Source organism: Streptomyces abyssomicinicus (assembly GCF_008974245.1).
GTDB classification, from domain to species: Bacteria; Actinomycetota; Actinomycetes; order Streptomycetales; family Streptomycetaceae; genus Streptomyces; species Streptomyces abyssomicinicus.
Window position 1 is genome coordinate 633,685 of sequence record NZ_BBZI01000007.1, and the last position, 20,442, is coordinate 654,126.

General features: G+C 73.7%; 13 protein-coding genes. 6 read left to right on the top strand and 7 right to left on the bottom strand.

The window, feature by feature from the left end; genetic code table 11:
* Positions 1–62: 62 nt before the first annotated feature.
* Together GBN72_RS16090 and GBN72_RS16095 are read left to right on the top strand one after the other, a co-directional pair.
* On the top strand, positions 63–3,995 hold the full coding sequence (locus tag GBN72_RS16090; protein WP_151772470.1) for a CHAT domain-containing protein: 3,933 nt from the start codon (positions 63–65) through the stop codon (positions 3,993–3,995).
* Between the two features lie 147 nt (positions 3,996–4,142).
* Entirely contained in the window at positions 4,143–6,149 is a 2,007-nt protein-coding gene (locus tag GBN72_RS16095) for an acyl-CoA dehydrogenase family protein (protein WP_151772471.1), read from the top strand.
* 56 nt (positions 6,150–6,205) lie between these two features.
* Here GBN72_RS16095 and GBN72_RS16100 read toward each other — a convergent pair whose 3' ends face one another.
* The 3 genes from GBN72_RS16100 to GBN72_RS35325 all read right to left on the bottom strand — a co-directional run bounded on the left by GBN72_RS16100 (position 6,206) and on the right by GBN72_RS35325 (position 10,680).
* The gene (locus GBN72_RS16100) at positions 6,206–6,856 is read right to left on the bottom strand and encodes a DUF4232 domain-containing protein (RefSeq protein WP_151772472.1); all 651 of its coding nucleotides are present in this window, start codon (positions 6,854–6,856) and stop codon (positions 6,206–6,208) included.
* 213 nt (positions 6,857–7,069) lie between these two features.
* Positions 7,070–8,509: an FAD-dependent oxidoreductase gene (locus tag GBN72_RS16105; protein WP_151772473.1), complete on the bottom strand. Its 1,440-nt coding sequence runs from the start codon at positions 8,507–8,509 to the stop codon at positions 7,070–7,072.
* A 116-nt stretch (positions 8,510–8,625) separates the two neighbouring features.
* Positions 8,626–10,680: an ATP-binding protein gene (locus tag GBN72_RS35325; RefSeq protein WP_164540665.1), complete on the bottom strand. Its 2,055-nt coding sequence runs from the start codon at positions 10,678–10,680 to the stop codon at positions 8,626–8,628.
* Positions 10,681–10,920: 240 nt separating this feature from the next.
* Between GBN72_RS35325 and GBN72_RS16115 the strand changes: the two genes are divergently transcribed.
* Entirely contained in the window at positions 10,921–12,453 is a 1,533-nt protein-coding gene (locus tag GBN72_RS16115; protein WP_151772475.1) for an amino acid permease, read from the top strand.
* 287 nt (positions 12,454–12,740) lie between these two features.
* Positions 12,741–13,940 (top strand): oxygenase MpaB family protein, encoded by a 1,200-nt coding sequence (locus GBN72_RS16120; RefSeq protein WP_151772476.1) that lies wholly within the window; start codon positions 12,741–12,743, stop codon positions 13,938–13,940.
* Positions 13,941–14,066: 126 nt separating this feature from the next.
* Here GBN72_RS16120 and GBN72_RS16125 read toward each other — a convergent pair whose 3' ends face one another.
* From GBN72_RS16125 to GBN72_RS16140, 4 genes are all read right to left on the bottom strand, one after another.
* Positions 14,067–15,275: a TetR/AcrR family transcriptional regulator gene (locus tag GBN72_RS16125; protein WP_151772477.1), complete on the bottom strand. Its 1,209-nt coding sequence runs from the start codon at positions 15,273–15,275 to the stop codon at positions 14,067–14,069.
* Between the two features lie 279 nt (positions 15,276–15,554).
* Positions 15,555–16,646, bottom strand: coding sequence for an NAD(P)-dependent alcohol dehydrogenase (locus tag GBN72_RS16130; RefSeq protein WP_151772478.1), 1,092 nt, complete (start codon positions 16,644–16,646; stop codon positions 15,555–15,557).
* Positions 16,643–17,158: a DUF4334 domain-containing protein gene (locus GBN72_RS16135; protein ID WP_151772479.1), complete on the bottom strand. Its 516-nt coding sequence runs from the start codon at positions 17,156–17,158 to the stop codon at positions 16,643–16,645. Before GBN72_RS16135 ends, GBN72_RS16130 begins: the two co-directional genes overlap by 4 nt.
* 119 nt (positions 17,159–17,277) lie before the next feature.
* On the bottom strand, positions 17,278–17,979 hold the full coding sequence (locus tag GBN72_RS16140; protein WP_151772480.1) for a TetR/AcrR family transcriptional regulator: 702 nt from the start codon (positions 17,977–17,979) through the stop codon (positions 17,278–17,280).
* A gap of 265 nt (positions 17,980–18,244) precedes the next feature.
* Here GBN72_RS16140 and GBN72_RS16145 point away from each other — a divergent pair, with 265 nt between their 5' ends.
* Positions 18,245–19,417, top strand: coding sequence for a CaiB/BaiF CoA transferase family protein (locus tag GBN72_RS16145; RefSeq protein WP_151772481.1), 1,173 nt, complete (start codon positions 18,245–18,247; stop codon positions 19,415–19,417).
* The gene (locus tag GBN72_RS16150; RefSeq protein ID WP_151772482.1) at positions 19,417–20,442 is read left to right on the top strand and encodes an LLM class F420-dependent oxidoreductase; all 1,026 of its coding nucleotides are present in this window, start codon (positions 19,417–19,419) and stop codon (positions 20,440–20,442) included. Before GBN72_RS16145 ends, GBN72_RS16150 begins: the two co-directional genes overlap by 1 nt.

Genomic DNA, 20,442 nt, shown 5'->3' on the forward strand with positions numbered 1-20,442 from the left:
GTGAGTATAGGTGAGTTGCGTCTGAGTGGGACTTTCGCACCGGTCGGGGTCAGGAGGTGTCGATGGCGGGTCCGCAGGACCGTCGGACGGTGTTGCGGTACATGCGTGAGGCGCTGGCGCACTTCGAGACATGGCAGCGGTCGCACGACCCCCGTGCCGTTCGGACCGCCGTGACACTGTGGGCCACCGCCGTGGAGGAGTTGCCGCCCGGCTCGTGGGAACGGCCGAGCTGCCTCACCGAGCTGGGCCGGTCCCTGCGCGGCTGGTTCCAGGTCACCGGGGATCCCCGGGTGCTCGACCAGGCCGTCGAGGTGAGCGCGGCCGCCGTGCGGGAGAGCGAGACGCTCGACGGCCTCTTCCTGGACGAGATCCTGTCCAATCTCGCGCTGGCCCGCTGGGAGCGATACCGCAACGGTCACCGGATGCCCGACCTGGAGGCGGCGATCGCGGCGGGACGCCGCAGTCTCGCGGCCACCGCCGCCGGGGACGAGCGCCGGCCGTCACGCCGCGGCAACCTCTCGCAGATGCTGATGATGAGATGTCAGCGAACCGGCTCGCCCGTGCACCTGGCGGAGGCCCTCGACGCCACGCGCGACGCGGTGGAGGACGCACCGCCCGGCCATCCGGCCGCCGCCCCCCACCGCATGCACCTCTCCGAACTCCTGCGGGCGGTCTACACGGAGACGAGAGACGCCGCGGCCCTCGAGGAGTCGGTCGAGGCGGCCCGCAGCGCGATCGCGCTGTCCCGGCCGGGCGATCCGGTACGTGTCCCGGCCTGGGGATCCCTGGCGCTGGGGCTGTACCACAAGGTCCTGACGGCGCGGCAGGGAGATCCCGACGCTGATGCCGACGTCGAGGAGTTGATCCTCGCGGCGGGCCACGCGGTCGAAGAGGGTGGACCGGCGGACGAAGGACACCCTCTGCATCTCCTCTGCCTGGCCGACGGACTGCTCCGGCGGGACGGGATCGCGGACGGCCAAAGCGACCTCGACCGGGGGATCGCTGTTTGTGAACGCTTCCTGACGGACCATCCGGGCCACGACCGTCACCCGTACATGCGCACACAGCTCGCGGCCGCCCTCCTGGAGCGCCACGGGCGGACCAACGACACCCGCGACCTCCGCCGCGCCGCGGACATCACGCGTCGCGCGGTCCTCGCCCTGCCGGAATCCTCCACCGACCTGCCCAGGCTCCTCTGCCTCCGGGCCGTCGCCCTTCTCACGCTCTACGGCGAGCACACCGCGCGGGCGTCGGACCTCGACGAGGCGGCCGAGGCCGCACGACGCGGCCTCGGCCTTCGCCCCGGCGGCGGTGAGACCGACCTGCTGCGGGCGACATGCGCCGAGATCCTGCGCTCCCGCTTCGAGGACCGCGGCGACCCCTCGGACCTCGAGGCCGCGACGGAGGCGGCCGCGGCGGCAGCACGGGACACGCCCGTGGACGCGACCCATCGGCCCACGGTCCTCAACGCGGTGGGCGGTGTGCTGCGGGTCCGCGCCCAGTACACCGGGGACCGCGCCGTTTTCACCGCCGCGGTCGACACCGCACGCGAGGCGGTACGGTGCGCCCGGCCGGACCGGCTCGAGCGGGCTCTGGCCCTGAACACCCTGGGCGCCGCCCTCCACGCGCGCTACGAGCACGGTGGCGCACTCGACGACCTGGACGCGGCCGTCGACGCCAAACGCGCCGCGACCCAGGCCCCCGAACTCACGGTCGCGCACCGGGCGATGTGTCTGAGCGGGCTCGGCCATTCGCTCCTGACCCGCTACCAGCGGACCGGGGACGTCGCGGACCTGGCAGCGGCGGTCGACGCCTGCGCGGAGGCCGTGGGGGCCGTGGCCACCGACCACCCGGCCCAGGACCGGTTCCTGGCGAACCTGAGCCTCGCACTGGCCGTCTCGCACCAGCGCCACGGACGGCGGGCCGATCTCGACGAGGCCGTCCTGACGGCCCGCCGCGCGGTCGAGGTGACGCCGCGAGCATCGCACCGGCGACCGATGAACCTCTGCAACCTCGCGATCGTCACCCAGGACCGCTTCGACGTGTCCGACGACCGCGACGACCTCGAGGCGGCGATCACGGCGGTCCGTGAGGCCGTCGCCGTCGCGGCCGGGAACCACCCGGACCAGGCGAAATTCCTGTCCAGCCTCGGCGAGATGCTGCTGCGGCGCCATGAACTCCTGGGCCGGGAGCAGGACCTCGAGGAGGCTCTCCGGACCTGCCGTCCGGCGGTCGACCAGTGCCCCGTCGACCACGAGATCCGGGCCGGGTGTCTGGCGCTCCTCGGCGACGCCCTCACGCGTGCGGGGCGCACCGGCGAGGCCGTCGACGCCTTCCGGGAAGCCGCCCGGCTCCCCACCGGCCGCCTGCCCGTACGGCTGAAGGCCGCCGTGGCATGGGGCGCGTCGGCCGCTGCGGACGAGCGGTGGGAGGAAGCCGACCAGGCCTACGGGTACGCCGTCGAACTGCTGCCCCAGGCGGCCTGGCACGGTCTGGAACGCGGCGACCGCGAGCGCTTCCTGGCCATGGCCAACGGCCTCGCGTCGGACGCGGCGGCCGTCGCCGTCCGGCGCGGGGACCTCCCACGCGCCGTGGAACTGCTGGAGCAGGGACGGGGCGTCCTCCTGGGACAGGCCTTCGACGCCCGCGCGGACCTGGATGAACTCCGGGCCCTCGACGCCGATCTGGTCCGGGCGATGGACGAGGTCCGGCACCGGCTCGACGGCGCCGGCGCGGCCGGAGCGAGCCCCGACGCGCCCGGCGTCCCCGCCGGCCGGGCGGCCCTGGCGGCGGTGGAGTCCCAGCGCCGCCGGGAGGCGGCAGCCGAATGGGACCGTCTCCTGGACCGCGCGAGGGCACTGGTACCCAACTTCCTGCGGCCGCTTCCCTACGCCCGCCTGCGGGAGGCGGCGCGCGGCGGACCGGTCGTCGTCGTCAACATCTCCCGCCACCGCTGTGACGCCCTGCTGGTCTCCGACACGTCCGAGGCGCCGCTCCTCGTCCCCCTGGAGCGGATCTCCCGCCCGGTCGTCACCGCCCGGGCGCGTGAACTGGTCGGCCTGTTCAGGGGCTCCGGCGCGGACGCCCCGCACGGGACGAACGACGCCCTCCGGTCCCTGCTCGCCTGGCTGTGGAGGGACGTCGCGGAACCGGTCCTGGCCGGGCTCGGCCTGCCCGACCGGCCGGCGGAGGGAGAGGAGCCGCGCCTGTGGTGGTGCCCCACCGGCCCCCTGGCCCTCCTGCCCCTGCACGCGGCCGGTGAGTACCCGGCCCCCGGCGGCCGGCCTCCCCACGGGGACGCGCCCACCGGGACGCCGGGCGCCAGCCTCCTCGACCGTGCGGTCTGCTCCTACGCGCCCACCCTCCGCGCCCTCCTCGAGGCGGGGGACCGCCCGGCGCCCGGCACCCCGGCAGTGCTGGGCGTCGCCGTCCCCGGCGCTCCCGGCATGCCGCAGCTGCGCCACGCGACCGCGGAGATCGACCGCCTGCGTGAACGGTTCCCCGCGGTGACCGCCGTTCTCGGCCGCCGCGCCGACCGCTCCACCGTCCTGGACCTGGTGCGGTCCCATTCCTGGCTGCACTTCGCGGGCCACGGATCGCAGCACTCGCCCGCCGGCGCCGCGCTGCACTGCGCGGACGACGTGATCGGCCTGCGCGACCTGACCGCCCTCAGGCTGACCGCCGCCGAGCTCGCCTTCCTCTCCGCCTGCGAGACGGCCGGCGGGGTCGCCCATCTCGCGGACGAGTTCGCGCACCTGGCCGGAGGGCTCCACATCGCCGGCTTCCGGCACGTGATCGCCACCCAGTGGCCCATCAGCGACTACCGGGCCCCGCAGGTGGCCGGGGACTTCTACCGGGCGCTGGACTCGGCCCCGCGGGCGGCCGACGGCACGCTCCCGGCCGCCCGCGCACTCCGCCACGCGGTGCGCGGACTGCGCGGCGCCCGTCCCGACGCGCCCGCGCTGTGGGCGGCGTACCTGCACACCGGTCCGTGACCCGCACCGCGCCGTGCCACGGGCGGCGTCCTGAACGCGGGGTGGGCGTCCCGCGCGCGGCGCTCGGGGCCGCCGCCGTGTCCCTCGTACGGCCCCAAGGGCCCCGGTCAGCCGCTTGACCACCGGCCGGCGGGGTAGCGGAGTGGCATGGCCGCCGAAAACACGTCCGCCGCAAGCCCGTCCGCCGCAAGCCCGTCCGTCGCAAGCCCGTCCGCCGCCGCGGGCGGTTACGTCCGGCCCGAGATCGACGTCCCGGCGCTGACCGGGGTCCTGGACGGCGGGTACGCCCGGATCCGCGACCTCGTCCGCACCAACCTGGTGACGTACGCCTCCGTGCTCGAGGAGGCCGAGGAGCTCGGCGTCGACGCGTTCCGCGAGCGGGTGCGCGAGCTCGTGGTCGAGATGGCCGCGACGGGACAGACCGGCATGGGCTTCCCGCGCGAGTACGGCGGGGGCGGCGACATCGGAGCCTCGATCGCCGCGTTCGAGACGCTCGCCTTCGGCGACCTGTCGGTGCTGGTGAAGGTCGGCGTGCAGTTCGGGCTCTTCGGCGGCGCGATCCTGCACCTGGGCACCGAACGCCACCACGCCGCGTACCTGCCGGACCTGGTCACCGGCAAGCTGATGGGCTGCTTCGCGATGACCGAGACCGGACACGGCTCCAACGTCCAGGCCCTCGGCACCGTCGCCCGCTACGACCCGGCCGCCCGGGAGTTCGTCATCACCACCCCCGACGACCGGGCGCGCAAGGACTACATCGGCAACGCGGCACGCCACGCCGAACTGGCGGTGGTCTTCGCCCAGCTGGAGGTGGCGGGCAAGTCCGAGGGCGTGCACGCGTTCGTGGTGCCGGTCCGGGCCGGCGGCGAGGTCGTGCCCGGCGTCCGGATCGAGGACGACGGCCGCAAGATGGGCCTCAACGGAGTGGACAACGGCCGCATCCACTTCGACGGCGTGCGGGTGCCGCGCGAGGCGCTGCTCAACCGGTTCGCCGACGTCACCCCCGACGGCGTGTACGAGAGCTCGATCGACAACCCCCACCGGCGCTTCTTCACCATGCTCGGCACCCTGGTGCAGGGCCGGGTCTGCGTCGGTGGCGCCGGGGTCAACGTCGCCAAGGTGGCCCTCACCATCGCCACCAGGTACGCCGACCGGCGCCGCCAGTTCGAGGCGGCCTCGGACACGGAGGAGCAGCTCCTCCTCGACTACGGCCTGCACCAGCGGCGCCTGCTCCCGCTGATCGCGCGCACCTACGCGCTGCACTTCGCCCAGGACGTGGTGCGCACGCAGCTGCACGAGGTCTTCTCCGCCCCCGAGGACGACGCCCCGGCACGGCGGCGGCTGGAGGCACGGGCCGCCGGCACCAAGGCGCTCGGCACCTGGCACGCCACCCGGGTCGTCCAGGAGTGCCGAGAGGCGTGCGGCGGCGCCGGCTACCTCACCGTCAACCGGTTCGCCGCGCTCAAGGCCGACAGCGACATCTTCACCACCTTCGAGGGCGACAACCACGTCCTGCTGCAACTGGTGGCCAAGGGCCTGCTCACCCACTACGCGAGCGAGTTCGAGGACCTGGACCAGCTCGGCATGGTCCGCTACGTCACCGGTCTCGCCGTCGAGACGGTCATCGAGAAGGCCTCGGTCCACAAGCTGCTCGAGCGGGTGCGCGACCTGCTGCCCGGCGGGGACGACTGGGACCAGGAAGCCGGACTGCTCGACTCTGAGTACCAGCTGGCCATGCTCCGCTACCGCGAGGAGCACATGCTCGCCGGGCTCGCCCGCCGCCTCAAGCGCGGGATCGACCGGAAGCGCAACCCCGGTGTCGTCTTCTCGCAGGTGCAGGACCACGTCATCGCGCTCGCCCACGCCCACGTCGAGCGGCTGGTGCTGGAGGCGTTCACCGACAAGGTGAAGGCGCAGCCCGAGGGCGGCAACAAGGTCGCGCTGGGTCTGCTGTGCGACCTGTTCGCCCTGTCCACGATCGAGGCGGACCGGGCCTGGTTCATGGAACACGGCCGTCTGACCGTCCAGCGTTCCAAGGCCATCAGCCGCGAGGTGAACTCCCTTTGCCGCAAGGTGCGGCCCCTCGCGGTCGACCTCGTCGACGCCTGGGGCGTCCCGGCGCAGATGCTGCGGGCGCCCGGTCTGGTCGGCTGACCGGCAGCCGCCGCCCGCGCCTTCGAGGGGGGCGCGGGCAGCGGCTGTCCGGGGCGTCACTGCGTGAGCGGGACGGCGTCCGCCGGGTCGGTGTGCCAGTTGGTCACGACCGGCTCGTCGACGAGGACAGCGCCGATCTTCAGCGAGACCGGGTGGGGGTCGTCCTCGCTCACGGAGACGATGACGGTGCCGTACTCGGTCCCGGCATCGCTGTTGGTGGTCTTCGGCGCGACCCCCGCGTAGACCTTCGTGCCACCGGTGAGGGTGATCTCGTCGCCCGCGGACTGCTCGGCGGGACCGGCCTGGGTGCCGCCGGAGCCGAAGGCCATCACGGGCAGACCGCCGGGCAGGACGCAGGTGATGCCGGACTTCGCCTTGACGGAGACCAGGACGTAGCCGCCGGCCTGCGTCTCCTCCTTGGCCGACCAGTCGAGGTCGTTGGTGCCGCACCCCTGTCCGTAACCGGGCTTGTCGGCCGCCGCGTCGTCGGAGGAGTCCGTGTCCTGCTCCGGGGCGTCACCGGACGCGGCGTCACCCGAGGCGGTCGCGTCGCCTCCGTCGGCCGGGCTCTCCTGGGCGGCCTCGGCGGCGGGGCTCGAAGCGGGCGTGTCGGCACTCCCCTCGGAGCCGCTGCCGCAGGCGCTCGTCAGCAGGGCCGCACCGAGTACGACGGAAAGAGTGAGTGCGGCGTGCGAACGGCTGTTCATGGTGTCCTTTCGGTCGGCGTGCGGGGTCTCCCCGCGTACGCCTCGTGTTCTACTGCTCGGCTGTTCTGCTGCTCGGTTGTTCGATCGCGATGTGCGTCGACGGGTCCGGCCGCGTGCGAGCGGCCGGACGCGTCGTCCTCTCCCCCGGCACCGTGTGGCCGGGGGTGATCCGTGGGGGCCCTCCCGCGAGGGCCCTCCGAGGGGCGCGCGGTGTCAGCCGGCCTGCACCGCGGCCAGCACCTCGGCGCGGGAGGGGCCCGGCCACGTCCAGTCCGGTCCGCCGTTCAGGGTGAGGGCCCGCTCGACCAGGCCCGGGGCGCCGAAGGCACCCTCCGGGGAGTCGAGCATGCATGCCACCTCGGTGAACGCCCGCAGCACGTCCGGGTCGGCGAGCTTCACGCCGTCCAGGGCGTTGGTGAGGTGCCAGCCCGGGTCGTCCGTCTCGTAGGGGCGGCCGGCGATCGCGGCGTCGATCTCGGCGAGCCGGTGGTGGTCCCACTCGCGCAGGCGCCCGTAGACGGGGGCGAGCGTCCGCTCGGTCACCTCGTCGAAACGCAGCGCCAGGTCGACGGTGTCCGTCAGTCCCGTGGCGGCGACCGTGTCGGCGAGCGCGGTCGCGTGGGTCATCCCCATCGACAGGCCCAGTCCGAACTGCGGGTCGGTGGACGCCCAGGCGTCACCGACGTGGAGCAGACCGGTCACGACCGGCCGTCCCTCCACCACGGTCCGCTGGATGCGGCTGTGCAGACCGGCCATGGCCTGCGGGGCGGTGATCGGCTCGCCGTCGGTCCGGCCGTCCAGCTCGGGGAGCAGCTTCACCGCCCGCTCCCAGGCGGAGGGGTCGTGCAGGGCCTTGAGGGCGTGGTCGCGGCTGGAGACCACCAGGACCGCCGACCAGGTGTCGTGGTCGGCGGGGATCACGATGGTGGACACGCCCTCGTGGTGGTTGAGCGGCCAGGGCGCCTGGGCGGGCGCGCCGCCGACGGCGCGGTAGGTCCGCGCGTAGTAGACGAAGCCGGCCTCGGCCCGCTCGCTGGCGGGCGGCGGGCCGCCGAGCCGGGCGAGCAGCGCCGACACGGGGGAGTTGCGGCCTCCGGCGTCGACCACGAGGGCGGCCCGCAGTTCCTCGCCGTCCTGGGTCACCACGCCGGTCACCCGGGGGCGTCCCTCGAGCTGTTCGGCCCCGGTGAGCAGTCCGGTCACCTCGGTGCCGCGGCGCACGGTCAGCCCCGGCGTCGCCGCGGCGGCCGTGGCGAACGCCGCGTCCAGCACGGGGCGGCGCGCGGTGAGGGTGTCGTAGCGTTCGTCGCCGGGCCGGGGACCGCCCATACCCGGCAACTCCCGTCCCGCCGCGACGAAGTTGATGCGCAGCGGCCCCGCCGCCTCCAGCGCGTCCACGACCTGGGGCAGCCTCGCGCGCAGCAGCGCCGCCCCGACGGGCAGCAGGATGTGCGGCTGGCGGAACTGGGACACGCCGGGCCGGTGCCACTGCCCCCACGCGTGCTCCGCGACGTCCGGCCCGGCGACGACTGCCTCGCCGTCCCGTTCCAGCACGGTGACGCGCAGTCCCTGCCCGGCCAGGGACATCGCCGTGGCCAGGCCGACGGGTCCACCGCCGATCACGATCACGTCCTGTTCCGGTCGTTCCGGCATCCGAAGCCTCCTCGAGAGAACGTCAGTTCGTCGTGAAGGCCACGTTCGCCGCGAACACCGCTCAGTCACCAGTCCGTTCGGTGCTCACCCGTCGACCGTTCGGTGCTCACTTCCCGTCAGGGGTGCGGCGACGGGATGGGCAGGCCGGCCGTCTCCCGCTGCCAGAGGATGTCGCAGACCCGTTCGCAGCCGCGCTGCAGGTGTCTGCGGTAGGTGCTGTAGGGAAGGCTCAGCCGCTCGGCGGCGACCATGTGGCTGGGCACCCGGTGGAAGAAGGTGGTGGCCAGCACGCGGTGCAGCTTGGCGTCACGCGGATCGGCGCGCAGGGCGTCCACGGCGTCGCTGAGCAGCTCCCGCAGCATCTCCCCGGAGTGCTCGGCGGCGAACCCCGGCTGGCCGGTGACCATCCGGGTGGTGCGCAGCGGGCCGGCGGCGAGGACGTCCGGCCGGTGCCAGTCACGCAGGGCGTCGCGGACCGCGGTGTCGAACGCGGCGCGGGTCAGCGGCGCGGCCGGGGCGTCGGCGGCGGGGCGGGCGGGGGTCTCGGTCAGCGCGCCCGGCTGCGTGCGGTCGAACCAGATCGACAGCGGGGTGACCCGCCAGTCGCAGGCGAACAAGGTGTAGGTGTGCCCGTTGGGCCACGGCAGGGCGGTGGCCCGTTCGTGCCCCAGGTGCTCCATCAGCGCCTCCCAGTTCTGCGGGAACGGACTGATGATGAACGACCAGGCCAGGGACCCGGAGCGGATGTAGTCCGCGCAGATGCGCAGCTGCATCAGGTGCAGGACCGGCGATATCTCGTAGTACGCCGGCGGGTGGATGAGGAAGCGCGCCAGCAGCAGGTGCTCGCCGGGCCGGAGCGGGCTGGTACGCAGGGTGTGTTCCCACGCCTGCGCCATGACCGGGTCCGCGGCGAGTTCGTCGGGCCGGGGCTCGGACAGCCGCAGCCAGGTCATGAACGCGACCGGCTCGCCGGTCGCGGACTCGCGGTACATCCAGAACGCCTCGGGCTGCCGCTCCAGCCAGAAGTCGACGACGGCGGCGGACTCGGGCCCCTCGGCCTCGGTGATCAGCCGTCGCACGGCGTCGTAGTCGCCGGGGCGCAGGACGTCCTCGTGGTAGTCGCCCTCCCGGCGCATCTGGAAGTACTCGCCCATCGGCCCGTACCGCTTGAGGTAGCTGATCTCACGGATCGCCACCATCGCCTCCGCGGGGGAGGCGGTCCGTGCCTGTTCGAGCAGGTGGTGGCCGACGCGGCGGTGCATCTCCTCGTACCCCTGCGGGTCCCGCCAGCGCAGGTCGGCGTCGACGGCGTCGCTGACGAGGTCGTGCAGGAACACGCCCTGCCGCCCCCAGTCGGCGACCGGCAGGCGGCGCAGCCAGGTGAACAGTTCGGCGCCCCGGTCGGGGCCGAGCACGGCCCGCAGCAGTCCCTCGGTCGTCGTCATGGCGTGCGCCGCCATCTCCAGGGCCAGCCGGTGGTCGGGCGTCGGCACCTCTCCCACCATCTGGGAGAGCAGCGCGGTCAGCACGTCCGGTGTGGGCTCCCAGTCCTTGTCCTCGCCGTGCGCCGCGACACCGGCGGCGAGGCTGAGCGCGAGCGGGTGCCCGCCGGCGAAGGCCAATACCTGCTCCCGCACGAGCGGGGCCACGTCCCGCAGTTCGAGCAGCCGCGCGGCGTCGGCCGGCGCGAGATCGGCCAGCGGGACGACGGCCAGGGCCTCGCTCCAGGCGAGGTCGGCCCTCCAGGCGGAGCTGGGCGCCTCCCGCCCGGCGAGCACCGTGAGGGTCCGGCCGGGCAGTCCGGGCAGGAAGTGGTCGCGCAGCCAGCCCTCCAGCCCCTGGCAGTGCTCGAACGCGTCGATGAGGAGCACGGTGTCCGGTGCGGCGCCCACGGCCTCGGCCTCGGCCCGGAACCCGGCGGGGGAGGGGTCGATCAGCCGTCCGTTCACCTCGACCACGGGCCGTCCGGCGTCGCGGCTCTCGTCCGCGAACCGGCGCAGCAGGGTCGACTTGCCCACCCCGCCGGGGCCGTGCACGTACAGCACGGCGGGAGCGTCCGGCGCCCCCGACAGGGCGTCACGGAACGCGGCGAGTTCCTCCAGGCGCCCCACGAAGGCGCGTTCGCGCGCCCACCTCAACCGCTCCGCCAGACTGCCCGATCCTCTGCTCATCCGACGAGAATATCGGGCCTCCCCCGGCTGGAGCGGCGGTCGCCGGCCGTGCCCTCCGTCCGTGGCCGGACACCGCCCGTCGGCCCGCCGGCCCGCACGTGCTTCGGGGCCCGCCCGGTGTGGGCATGCATCCCGTGCTTCGTCGGATGCGCGGCGGCCTCCGGCGCGACCGCACCCCGCGCGACGTCGGCACCACCGGGCATCCGGCACCATCTCCGATGTGCGAAGGACGGTACTCCCATGCCTTTGGACGAGTCCCGCGTGTCCGAGGAACAACGACTGGAGCAACTCGGCTACCGGCAGACCCTCTCCCGTTCGATGTCCGGCCGGGCGAACTTCGGGGTCAGTTTCACCATCATCTCGATCCTGTCCGGATGCATGACCCTGTACGGCTTCGGGATGAACACCGGCGGCCCCCTCGTGATCATGTGGGGCTGGCTGTTCGTCGGCCTCATGACCCTGTTCGTGGGTCTGTCGATGGCGGAGGTCTGCTCCGCCTATCCGACCAGCGCCGGGCTGTACTTCTGGGCGCACCGCATGGCGCCCGCGAGGACGGCCGCCGCCTGGGCCTGGTTCACCGGCTGGTTCAACACCCTGGGCCAGATCGCGGTGACCGCGGGCGTCGACTTCGGCGCGGCGACCTTCCTCAACGCCTGGCTGGACCTCCAGTTCGGCTTCGCGGCCACCCCCGGCCACACCATCACGCTGTTCGGGCTCATCCTGGTGCTGCACGGAGTGCTCAACACCTTCGGGGTCCGCATCGTCGCCTTCCTCAACGAGGTCTCCATCTGGTGGCACATCCTCGGCGTGGTCGTCATCTGCGGCGCCCTGGTGCTGGTGCCCGACCAGCACCGGTCGGCCGGCTTCGTCTTCGGTGAGTTCGTCAACAACACCGGCTTCTCCTCCAGCCTCTACGTGGTGCTGATCGGGCTGCTGATGGCGCAGTACACCTTCACCGGCTACGACGCCTCCGCCCACATGACCGAGGAGACCGTCGGCGCCTCCACCGCGGGCCCGCGGGGCATCGTCCGCTCGATCCTCGTCTCCCTCGCGGCGGGCTTCGTCCTGCTGTTCGGCTTCACCTTCGCCATCCAGTCCTACACCGGCGCCCTCGCCTCCGAAACGGGCGTCCCGCCGGCCCAGATCCTGATGGACGCCCTGGGTGTGGCGGCCGGCAAGTGGCTGCTGCTGGTCGTCATCGTCGCGCAGCTCTTCTGCGGCATGGCCTCGGTCACCGCCAACTCCCGCATGATCTACGCCTTCTCGCGCGACGGCGCCCTGCCGTTCTCCAGGGTGTGGCACCAGCTGACCCCGGCCACCCGTACGCCGGCCAACGCCGTCTGGCTCGCCACAGGAGGGGCCTTCGTCCTCGGCCTGCCGTACCTGTGGAACACCACCGCGTACGCGGCCGTCACGTCGATCGCGACCATCGGCCTGTACATCGCCTACGTCATCCCCACCTTCCTCCGGCTCCGCCAGGGGGACCGGTTCGAGCGGGGCCCCTGGCACCTCGGCCGCTGGTCCCGTCCCGTGGGCACGGTCGCCGTCGCCTGGGTGCTGGTGATCACCGTGCTGTTCATGCTGCCGCAGACCTCGCCGGTCACCGCGCGCACCTTCAACTACGCGCCCGTGGCGGTGGGCGTGGTCACCGCCTTCTGCGGCATCTGGTGGCTCGTCTCGGCCCGCCGGTGGTTCCTCGACCCCACGCATCCGCGCAACGCCGCGCCGGATGCCGGCGACGACGCCGAAGGGAGGGAACCGAGCCTGCGGTAGACCGCGGCGACGGACCGCCGCGAGAAGGGACCACGACGGCGGACGGGGAGACACGGAGCGGCGGTGTGCCCGGCCGGGCACACCGCCGCTTCACGTTCCCGCCTGCCCGCCGGGGCGGCCAACCTCGGCAACCCCTCTCCGTCACGACCATTGCCGCCAGTGTCCCGCGTCGCTATGTTAATGAGAAATCACATCGCTCCACCGTTTCTGAAACATGGCGGTCACCCAACTGGCCAGTGGAAAAGGCACGGCGTGCCGTCTGGTCCGTCAAGGAAGTGGGTAAGTCAATGGACAATCTCAGCAGGCGGAGACTGCTGTCGCTCGGCGCCGCGCTCGGCCTCGCGGGCGTGGCGGGTCCGGGTCAGGCGTGGGCGTCGACGGGCTCGGTGGCCGGAGCCGCCGCGGGCACCGGTCCCGAGTGGATCTGGGACGACCTGGCGGACCCGCTGATGGTCCGGATGCTCGACAACGGCCACGTGCCGGCGATCAACGCCGCGTGGGGGTCGTGGGTGAACAACAACGACCCGCTGCCCAGCGGCCTTCCGGCCGAGTTCGCCACCTACCTGGGGAAGGTCAACAAGCTCCCCAGCTGGGCGGACCAGACCAAGCTGACCCGCGCCGCCGACTTCAACCGGCGCCGGGACACCTACCTGTTCATGCTGTACGGCCTCGGCAGCGGCATCATGAGCACCGTGATCCCGCGGGAGGCCAGGAGCGTCTACTGGTCCGCGGGCGGCGCCGACATGCAGGACCGCGCGGCCAAGACGTTCACCTTCGGCTACGACCTGTCGGAACTGGGCGCCTTCAAGCCGACCGGCCAGTTCGTCGTCACCGCCAACAAGACGCGCGTGGTGCACGCCGCGGTGCGTCACCTCCTGCCGCAGTCGCCCGGCTGGCGGGCGGCCGCCGACGAGACCATCCCGATCAGCGCCGCGGACATCCTGGTCACCTTCCACAGCCTGGGCACCTACGTGCACAGCAAGCTGCTCGAGTGGCGGATCCCGTACTCGACGGCGGACCAGGAGGCGTTCCTGCACTCGTGGCAGGTCGCCGTCCACCTGCTCGGCGTTCCGGACGAGCACATCCCGCAGACCTGGTCGGCCGCGCTCGCGCAGTCCAAGCAGGTGCTCACCCCCATCCTCACCCCGACGGACGAGGGCATCGCGCTGGCCGAGGACCTGCTCGGCCTGACGGCGCAGATCGACCTCGGCGTCACCCGCGGGTTCCTCAACGAGTTCGTGCGCTACGTCCTCAGCGACGAGGTCGGCAACTGGCTGGGCCTCAAGCGGGACTACGCGGCGGCGGCCCTGGTCCGCACCGCGTGGCCGGCGTTCATCCTGTTCCGCGAGGGACTGTCGCCCGTCATGCCCGGCACCTTCTACATGATGGACCAGCTGGTGCGCGGCCTGGCGATGCTGTTCCTCAACAAGGGCGGTTCCGGGACCACGACGCCCATCACGATCCCCACCGGGAACAGGGCGGCCTGAGACGGGCCGCCGCCCCGCCCCGCCGGTGCCCGCTCCGCGATCCCCGCGGGGCGGGCACCCGGCCGGGCCCGCGCGAGGCGCCGCACCCCGCGGCGCCTCGCCGCGTGGCGGCCCCGGCGGCGGGCCTCACAGGCCCAGGGCGCCCACGACCAGGGCCGTCACGGCGTCACGGCGGTCGCCGCCGTCCCGCCACCGCAGCCTCCGCCCCGCCTCGACCGCGACGCCGAACCCCGCGTGCACCAGCACCCGGGCCTGGCGAGGGTCGAGGTCCGGGCGGACCAGCCGCAACTGCTGCTCCCAGACGGCGATGTGTTCCCGCTGCGCGAGCACCAGGGGCCGCCGCAACTCGGCCGGCAGCCCCGCCAGTTCGGCCTCCGCCACGCTGTTGAGCTCGGTGTGCTCGAAGCTGTAGGCCACATAGGTCGCGGCGAGCGCCACCACCGCCTCCCTGGGGCCGCTCACCCCCTGGAGCGTCTGCTCCACCCCCTGGGCCAGCAGTCCGGCCGCCTGCAGACAGGCCGCGGCCAGGATGTCGACCTTGCCGGGGTAGTGGCGGTACAGGGCCGACGGTGCCAGCCCGACCGCTTCCGCGATCTGCCCGTTCGTGACGCTGGCGAACCCGTCCCGCGCGAAGAGCGGGATGGCGGCGGCGAGGATCTCCGCGCGCCGTGTCCGCGGCACGGGCTGGGCGGGCAGCCGCACGGGACGCGCCGCGCCCGGCGCCGTCGCGGGGTCGGTGGCGGCCACGTCCAGCGCGGACGCCAGCAGCAGTTCCTCCGCCCGGCGCTGGGCGATGGAGGTGTGATGCATGGTGATGGACCCGACGGCGCCGAGGGCCGCCACGGCCCGCAGACGGTCGTCGGGCAGCGGCGACTCGCGCTGCACCGCCTCGTCGACCCGCCCCACGAGCCGCCCGAACTTCACCGCCAGCCGCCGCCGGTCCTCGGGCTTGAGGTAGCGGGCCTCCCACCGGTACACGCCCCCCGACGAGCGGTGCGCGACGGTGACCCGGGTGACGGCGGCGAGCAGGTCCGCCGGCGGGGCGCCGGCCGGGACGTCGTCGAGCGCGGCGACGAGCCGGTCCGCCATGACGTCGGCGCACTCGGCGAACAGCGCGTACTTGTTCGGGAAGTGCCGGTACAGGGCCGCCGCGGTGATGCCCACGCAGGCGGCGATCTCCTCCATCGACGCCCGGTGGTACCCGCGCTCGCTGAAGACCCGGCCCGCCGCCTCGACGATGAGCTGCCTGCGGTTGCGCGGCCGGGTCGCCGTGGTCGGATCGACGCTCACGGCCGGACGGGCGGATGCGGGGACGGGGCCATGCGGGTCAGTCAACCACACGTCGCCCGAGGTCGTGGGCCCACTCGGCAGCCTCGGACCGCCCGCGCGACGGCCCGGTCCCCCGCGCCCGGCCCGCGCCCCCGGCCGCACCGGCCCGCGCCGCGGCCGCCGCCCGTCGAGGGACGCCGTCCGCCCCGCCGCGCAACCGCCGCGCCCCGCCGCGCAACCGCCGCGCCCCGCCGCGCCGCCGCGGCGAGGGCGTGCCGCGTCCTCGCCGCGGCGTGACGCCCCGGACCCGGGTCCCCTGGCGTCCGGCCCGCGCGGTCGCCGCCGTCAGGCGAAGGTCAGGACCGGCTTGACCGCGCTGCCGTCGCCCATGGCGGCCACCGCGGCGCCGATGTCCTCGAAGGGGAACGTGGTGACCAGCCGGTCCACCGGGAAGAAGCCCCCGCGGTACAGGTCGACCAGCTCGGGGATGAACCGGGCGGGATCCGAGTCCCCCTCGATCACCCCGTGGACGCGCACGCCCTTGGCGAGCAGGCCCATCACGTCGAACGTGACCTCGCCGCCCATGCCGAGGAGGGCGAGGTCGCCCCGGGGGCGGAGCGCCCCGACCGCCCGGCGGAGCATCTCCGGACGACCGGTGGTGTCGACGACGTGGTGCGCGCCGCCCCCGGTGAGGTCGCGCAGTGCCGCCACCAGGCCGTCGCCGGGCGCCAGGGCCGCCCTGGCGCCCAGTTCCACGGCCAGGGACCGCCGGGAGGGGACGGGATCGACGGCCACCACCGGGTCGCAGCCGGCGGCCACCGCCGCCATCAGCGCGCTCAGCCCCACCCCGCCGGCCCCGAGGACCACCAGCGACCTGCCCGGTTCGGGACGCAGCCGGTTGAGCACGGTGCCCGCGCCGGTCTGCCCTCCGCAGCCCAGCGGCGCGACGACCTCGGCGGGGAGGTCGGAGGGCACCTTGACCACGCCGCGTTCGTGGACGACGGCGTGGGTGGCGAAGCTGGACTGGCCGAAGAAGCCGGCGTGGACCGGCGCGCCGTCGAGGGAGAGGGGAGTGGTGCCGTCGCCGCGGCCGCCGGAGAAGTTCAGGGCCTGCGCGCTGCGGCAGTAGGCCGGGTGTCCCGCCACGCACTGTTCGCACGCCCCGCAGCTGGCGAACGTGAGGCAGACGTGGTCCCCCGGGGCGAGACCGGTCACCTCCGCGCCCACCTCCTCGACCCGGCCGGCGCCCTCGTGGCCGAAGACCATCGGGGTGAGGTGCGGCGGCCAGGCGGCCCGCATGCTCAGGTCCGTGTGGCACACGCCGACCGCGGTGATCCGCACCAGGACCTCGTTCGGCCGCGGATCCTCCAGGAGCACCTCCCGCACGGTGAACGGTGCGCCCGGCGACCCGGTGACGGCCGCCCGGACGACCCTCACGAGCGCCCTCCGGGAACCTCGCCCGGCTCCGTCCGCGGGGCCTCGGCCACGCGCTCGAGGAAGAAGTAGTAGTAAGGGCCCTCGGCGGTGACGCCCTTGGCGTTCATGATGCCCATGAGGGTGGCGTCGTCGACCCGCTTGAAGTGGTCGAGGACCGGCTGGCCGTCGTAGACCATCGTCGCCGTCGACTCGCCGCGGAACTCGACGGTCCACAGGCTGGCCTCGCCCTTGCCCAGTTCGACGTTGGAGTACAGCTCACCCTTCTCGTCGCGGCACAGCAGCGGCTTGACGTCGTGCACGGAGGCGAACGACTTGCCGTACCAGCCGGCCTTCGCCAGCATGCCGTTGAGGGGGTGGCCGGTCTCGAACTCGCCGCCCTTCCACTCGCCGAGGATCTCCTCGGGGCGGACGGTCTCCAGGGCGGCCCAGACGGCGTCGAGCCCGGCGGCGTCCACCGGGCCGTCCACCTGACGGAGCTCCTGGAAACGGGCGCGGGCCTCGGACGTGTTCATGCGATGTCCTCTCGTCGGTGCTGAACCAGGGATGTGGAGCATCGGGACGACGCCGTGCCGCGGGGCGTCGTGGCAGGTGGGCCCGCCCGACGCACGGGACGCCGGCGGGCCCGGCCGCCTCACCGGGAGGCGCGCGGCGCGGAACGGGTGAGGGACGGCCGGGCGAGCGGGAGCGCGGTGCCGCCGGTGACCGTGCCGGGGTGCCCGACGGTGCCGAGGCTCAGCAGCACATGGCGCTCGGCGACCTCCTCGGCGGTGAGCGGTCCGTCGGCACGGAACCAGTTGGCGACCCCCTGGCACATGGTGAGGACCGAGCGGACCGCGTCGGCCGGGATCGGCGTGGTGAATACTCCCTGGGCCCGGCCCGCCTCGACGGTGTCCAGCAGCATGTGCTGGAGGTAGTCGCGCAGGGCCACGTAGCGGGCCCGGTTCTCCGGCTCCAGGCTGCGGATCTCGGTGTCCAGGAAGGCCAGACGCTGACGGTGGGTCATGTACAGCACGATCGACTCGACCATGCCGCAGAACCTCGCCAGCGGGTCGTCCCCGGCCTCCGCGGCCGCCGCGCGGCAGCGGTCGAGGACGTCCTTGATGGAGGTCTCCAGCAGGGTGGCCAGCAGGGCCTGCTTGTTCTCGTAGTGGTAGTAGAGCGCGGGCACGGTGACGCCGACCCGGCCGGCGATCTGGCGCACCGACGTCCCGTGGTAGCCCTGCTCGTTGAAGGCCTCCATGGCGTGCAACAGGATCGGGTGCAGGCCGAGCGGCCCGTAGGAGCGCCAGTGCTCCGCTGAAGGCTGCGTGTCCTGGCTCGGCTCGGTGCTCAACGACTCTCCTCGGGACGGGCGGCGATCGGCGACATCGTACGGCCGTGAGGCGCGGGAACATCTCCTCCCGGATGCTTAGCGAGCGATCAGTAAACCACGGCGACCGCCGTCCGGTCTCGTCTCACTTCCCTGACCGATGTCGCGAAAAACATCTGCCGCACGGGGAGTTGACCGATCGTCGTCGCCCTCCTACGTTCTTAGCGAACGCTCAGTAAGGCCCCGGTCCGCTCGGCGGTGAGTTCGCCGCGCACCGAGAGAGGAACCCATGAGCCATCACCCTTCCGACCCTCCGGACCCCGGCGGAGCCGGACACCCCGGCGGCGCCGGACCGCTGTACGGCGTACGCGTGGTCGAACTGGCGGGGATCGGCCCCGGCCCGTTCGCCGCCATGCTCCTCGCCGACCTGGGAGCCGACGTGGTGCGCGTCGACCGCCCCGGCCCCTCGCCCCTCGGCGGCGATCCCGCCTTCGACGTGACCAACCGCAACAAGCGCTCCGTCCTGGTCGACCTCAAGTCGCCCGAGGGCCCGGAGACGGTGCGGGCGCTGGCGGCGCGCGCCGAGATCCTGGTGGAGGGCTACCGGCCCGGCGTCGCGGAGCGGCTGGGGGTCGGCCCCGGGGAGTGCATGGCCGTCAACCCGGCCTTGGTCTACGGCCGGATGACCGGCTGGGGCCAGCGCGGACCCCTCGCGCCCCTGGCCGGGCACGACATCGGCTACATCGCCACCGCCGGCGCCCTGTCCATGATCGGGGCGGCCGACGGCCCGCCCGCCGTCCCCGTCAACCTGCTCGGCGACTACGCTGGCGGCTCCCTGTACCTGACCACCGGTGTGCTCGCCGCGCTCCTGACCGCCCGCGCCACCGGGCGGGGCCAGGTGGTGGACGCGGCGATCGTCGACGGCACCGCCCACCTGACCTCCATGTTCTGGGGCATGCTCGCCGAGGGCACCTGGCGGGACGCCCGCGGGGGCAACCTGCTCGACGGCGGCTGCCCCTACTACGGGACCTACGAGACCGGCGACGGCGGCTGGATGGCGGTCGGCGCCCTGGAACCGCAGTTCTACGCGGCCTTCGTCTCCCTGGTGGGCCTGGACGCCGAGGACCTGCCGGACCGCGCCGACCCCCGCAACTGGGCTGAGCTGCGGGACCGGTTCGCCGCCCGGTTCCGGAGCGCCACCCGCGCGGAGTGGACGTCCGTCTTCGAGGGCACCGACGCCTGCGTCGCGCCCGTCCTCTCCCTGCGCGAGGCGGCCGCGCACCCGCACCTGACCGGGCGCGGCACCTACACCGAGGCCCACGGCATGACCCAGCCGGCCCCCGCGCCCCGTTTCTCCGCCACCCCCGGCACCCTCCGGCTGCCCCCCGCCGTACCCGGCGCGCACACCCCCGACGTGGCCCGCGACTGGGACGTGCCCGAACTGCTGAAGGACCACCGCTGATGGAACTGTCCTCACCCCTGACGTACGCGGGTGATCCGCGCGCCGCCGCGGACGAGGCCGCCGCCCTGGAGTCGGCCGGACTCGACGCCGTCTGGGTGGCCGAGGCGTACGGCTTCGACTCCCCGACGATCATGGGGTACCTGGCCGCGAAGACCGAGCGGATGCGGATCGGCTCGGCCATCCTCAACGTCTACTCGCGCACCCCCGCGCTGATCGCCCAGACCGCGGCCGGACTCGACGCCCTCACCGGCGGCCGGGCGATGCTCGGCATCGGTGCCTCCGGACCCCAGGTCGTCGAGGGCTGGCACGGCCGCCGCTACGACCGCCCGCTGGGGCGCACCCGCGAGGTGATCGAGCTGTCGCGGCGGATCTGGCGGCGCGAGGTCATCGAGCACCACGGCATCACCGACCTGCCGCTGCCGCCCGAGAAGGGCGGCACCCACGGCAAGCCGCTGAAGCTGCTCACCCACCCCGTACGCGACGCGATCCCCGTGTACGTCGCCGCACTCGGACCCGCGAACGTCCGGATGACCGCCGAACTCGCCGACGGTTGGCTGCCGTTCCTCTTCGCGCCGGAACACGCCGCCAAGGTGTGGGGCGAGTCCCTGGCCGAGGGCGCCGCCCGGCGCGACCCGGCGCTCGGCCCGCTCTCGGTCGTGGCGGGCGGCCTGCTCGCCGTCGGCGACGACGCCGAGGCGGTCCGCGACCTGATGCGGCCCACCGTCGCCCTGTACGTCGGCGGCATGGGCGCTCCCGGCCGCAACTTCTACCACGACCTGGTCTGCTCCTACGGATACGAGGCCGCCGCGGCCGCGATCCAGGAGCACTTCCTGGCCGGCCGCAGGAAGGACGCGGAGGCCGCCGTGCCGGCGGAACTGCTGGAGCAGATCTGTCTGGCCGGCCCCGAGGGCCACGTCCGCGACCGTGTCGAGGTCTTCCGTGAGGCGGGCGTGACGATGCTCAACGTCACCCCCGTCGGTCCCGATCCCGCTCGGCTGATCGAGCAAGTGAGGAGCTGGCTGTGA

What these genes read in the sequence shown, in the direction of transcription:
- GBN72_RS16090 (WP_151772470.1), top strand. Translation starts at nt 63, where the DNA reads ATGGCGGGTCCGCAGGACCGTCGGACGGTGTTGCGGTACATGCGTGAG.
- GBN72_RS16095 (WP_151772471.1), top strand. Translation starts at nt 4,143, where the DNA reads ATGGCCGCCGAAAACACGTCCGCCGCAAGCCCGTCCGCCGCAAGCCCG.
- GBN72_RS16100 (WP_151772472.1), bottom strand. Translation starts at nt 6,856, where the DNA reads ATGAACAGCCGTTCGCACGCCGCACTCACTCTTTCCGTCGTACTCGGT.
- GBN72_RS16105 (WP_151772473.1), bottom strand. Translation starts at nt 8,509, where the DNA reads ATGCCGGAACGACCGGAACAGGACGTGATCGTGATCGGCGGTGGACCC.
- GBN72_RS35325 (WP_164540665.1), bottom strand. Translation starts at nt 10,680, where the DNA reads ATGAGCAGAGGATCGGGCAGTCTGGCGGAGCGGTTGAGGTGGGCGCGC.
- GBN72_RS16115 (WP_151772475.1), top strand. Translation starts at nt 10,921, where the DNA reads ATGCCTTTGGACGAGTCCCGCGTGTCCGAGGAACAACGACTGGAGCAA.
- GBN72_RS16120 (WP_151772476.1), top strand. Translation starts at nt 12,741, where the DNA reads ATGGACAATCTCAGCAGGCGGAGACTGCTGTCGCTCGGCGCCGCGCTC.
- GBN72_RS16135 (WP_151772479.1), bottom strand. Translation starts at nt 17,158, where the DNA reads ATGAACACGTCCGAGGCCCGCGCCCGTTTCCAGGAGCTCCGTCAGGTG.
- GBN72_RS16145 (WP_151772481.1), top strand. Translation starts at nt 18,245, where the DNA reads ATGAGCCATCACCCTTCCGACCCTCCGGACCCCGGCGGAGCCGGACAC.
- GBN72_RS16150 (WP_151772482.1), top strand. Translation starts at nt 19,417, where the DNA reads ATGGAACTGTCCTCACCCCTGACGTACGCGGGTGATCCGCGCGCCGCC.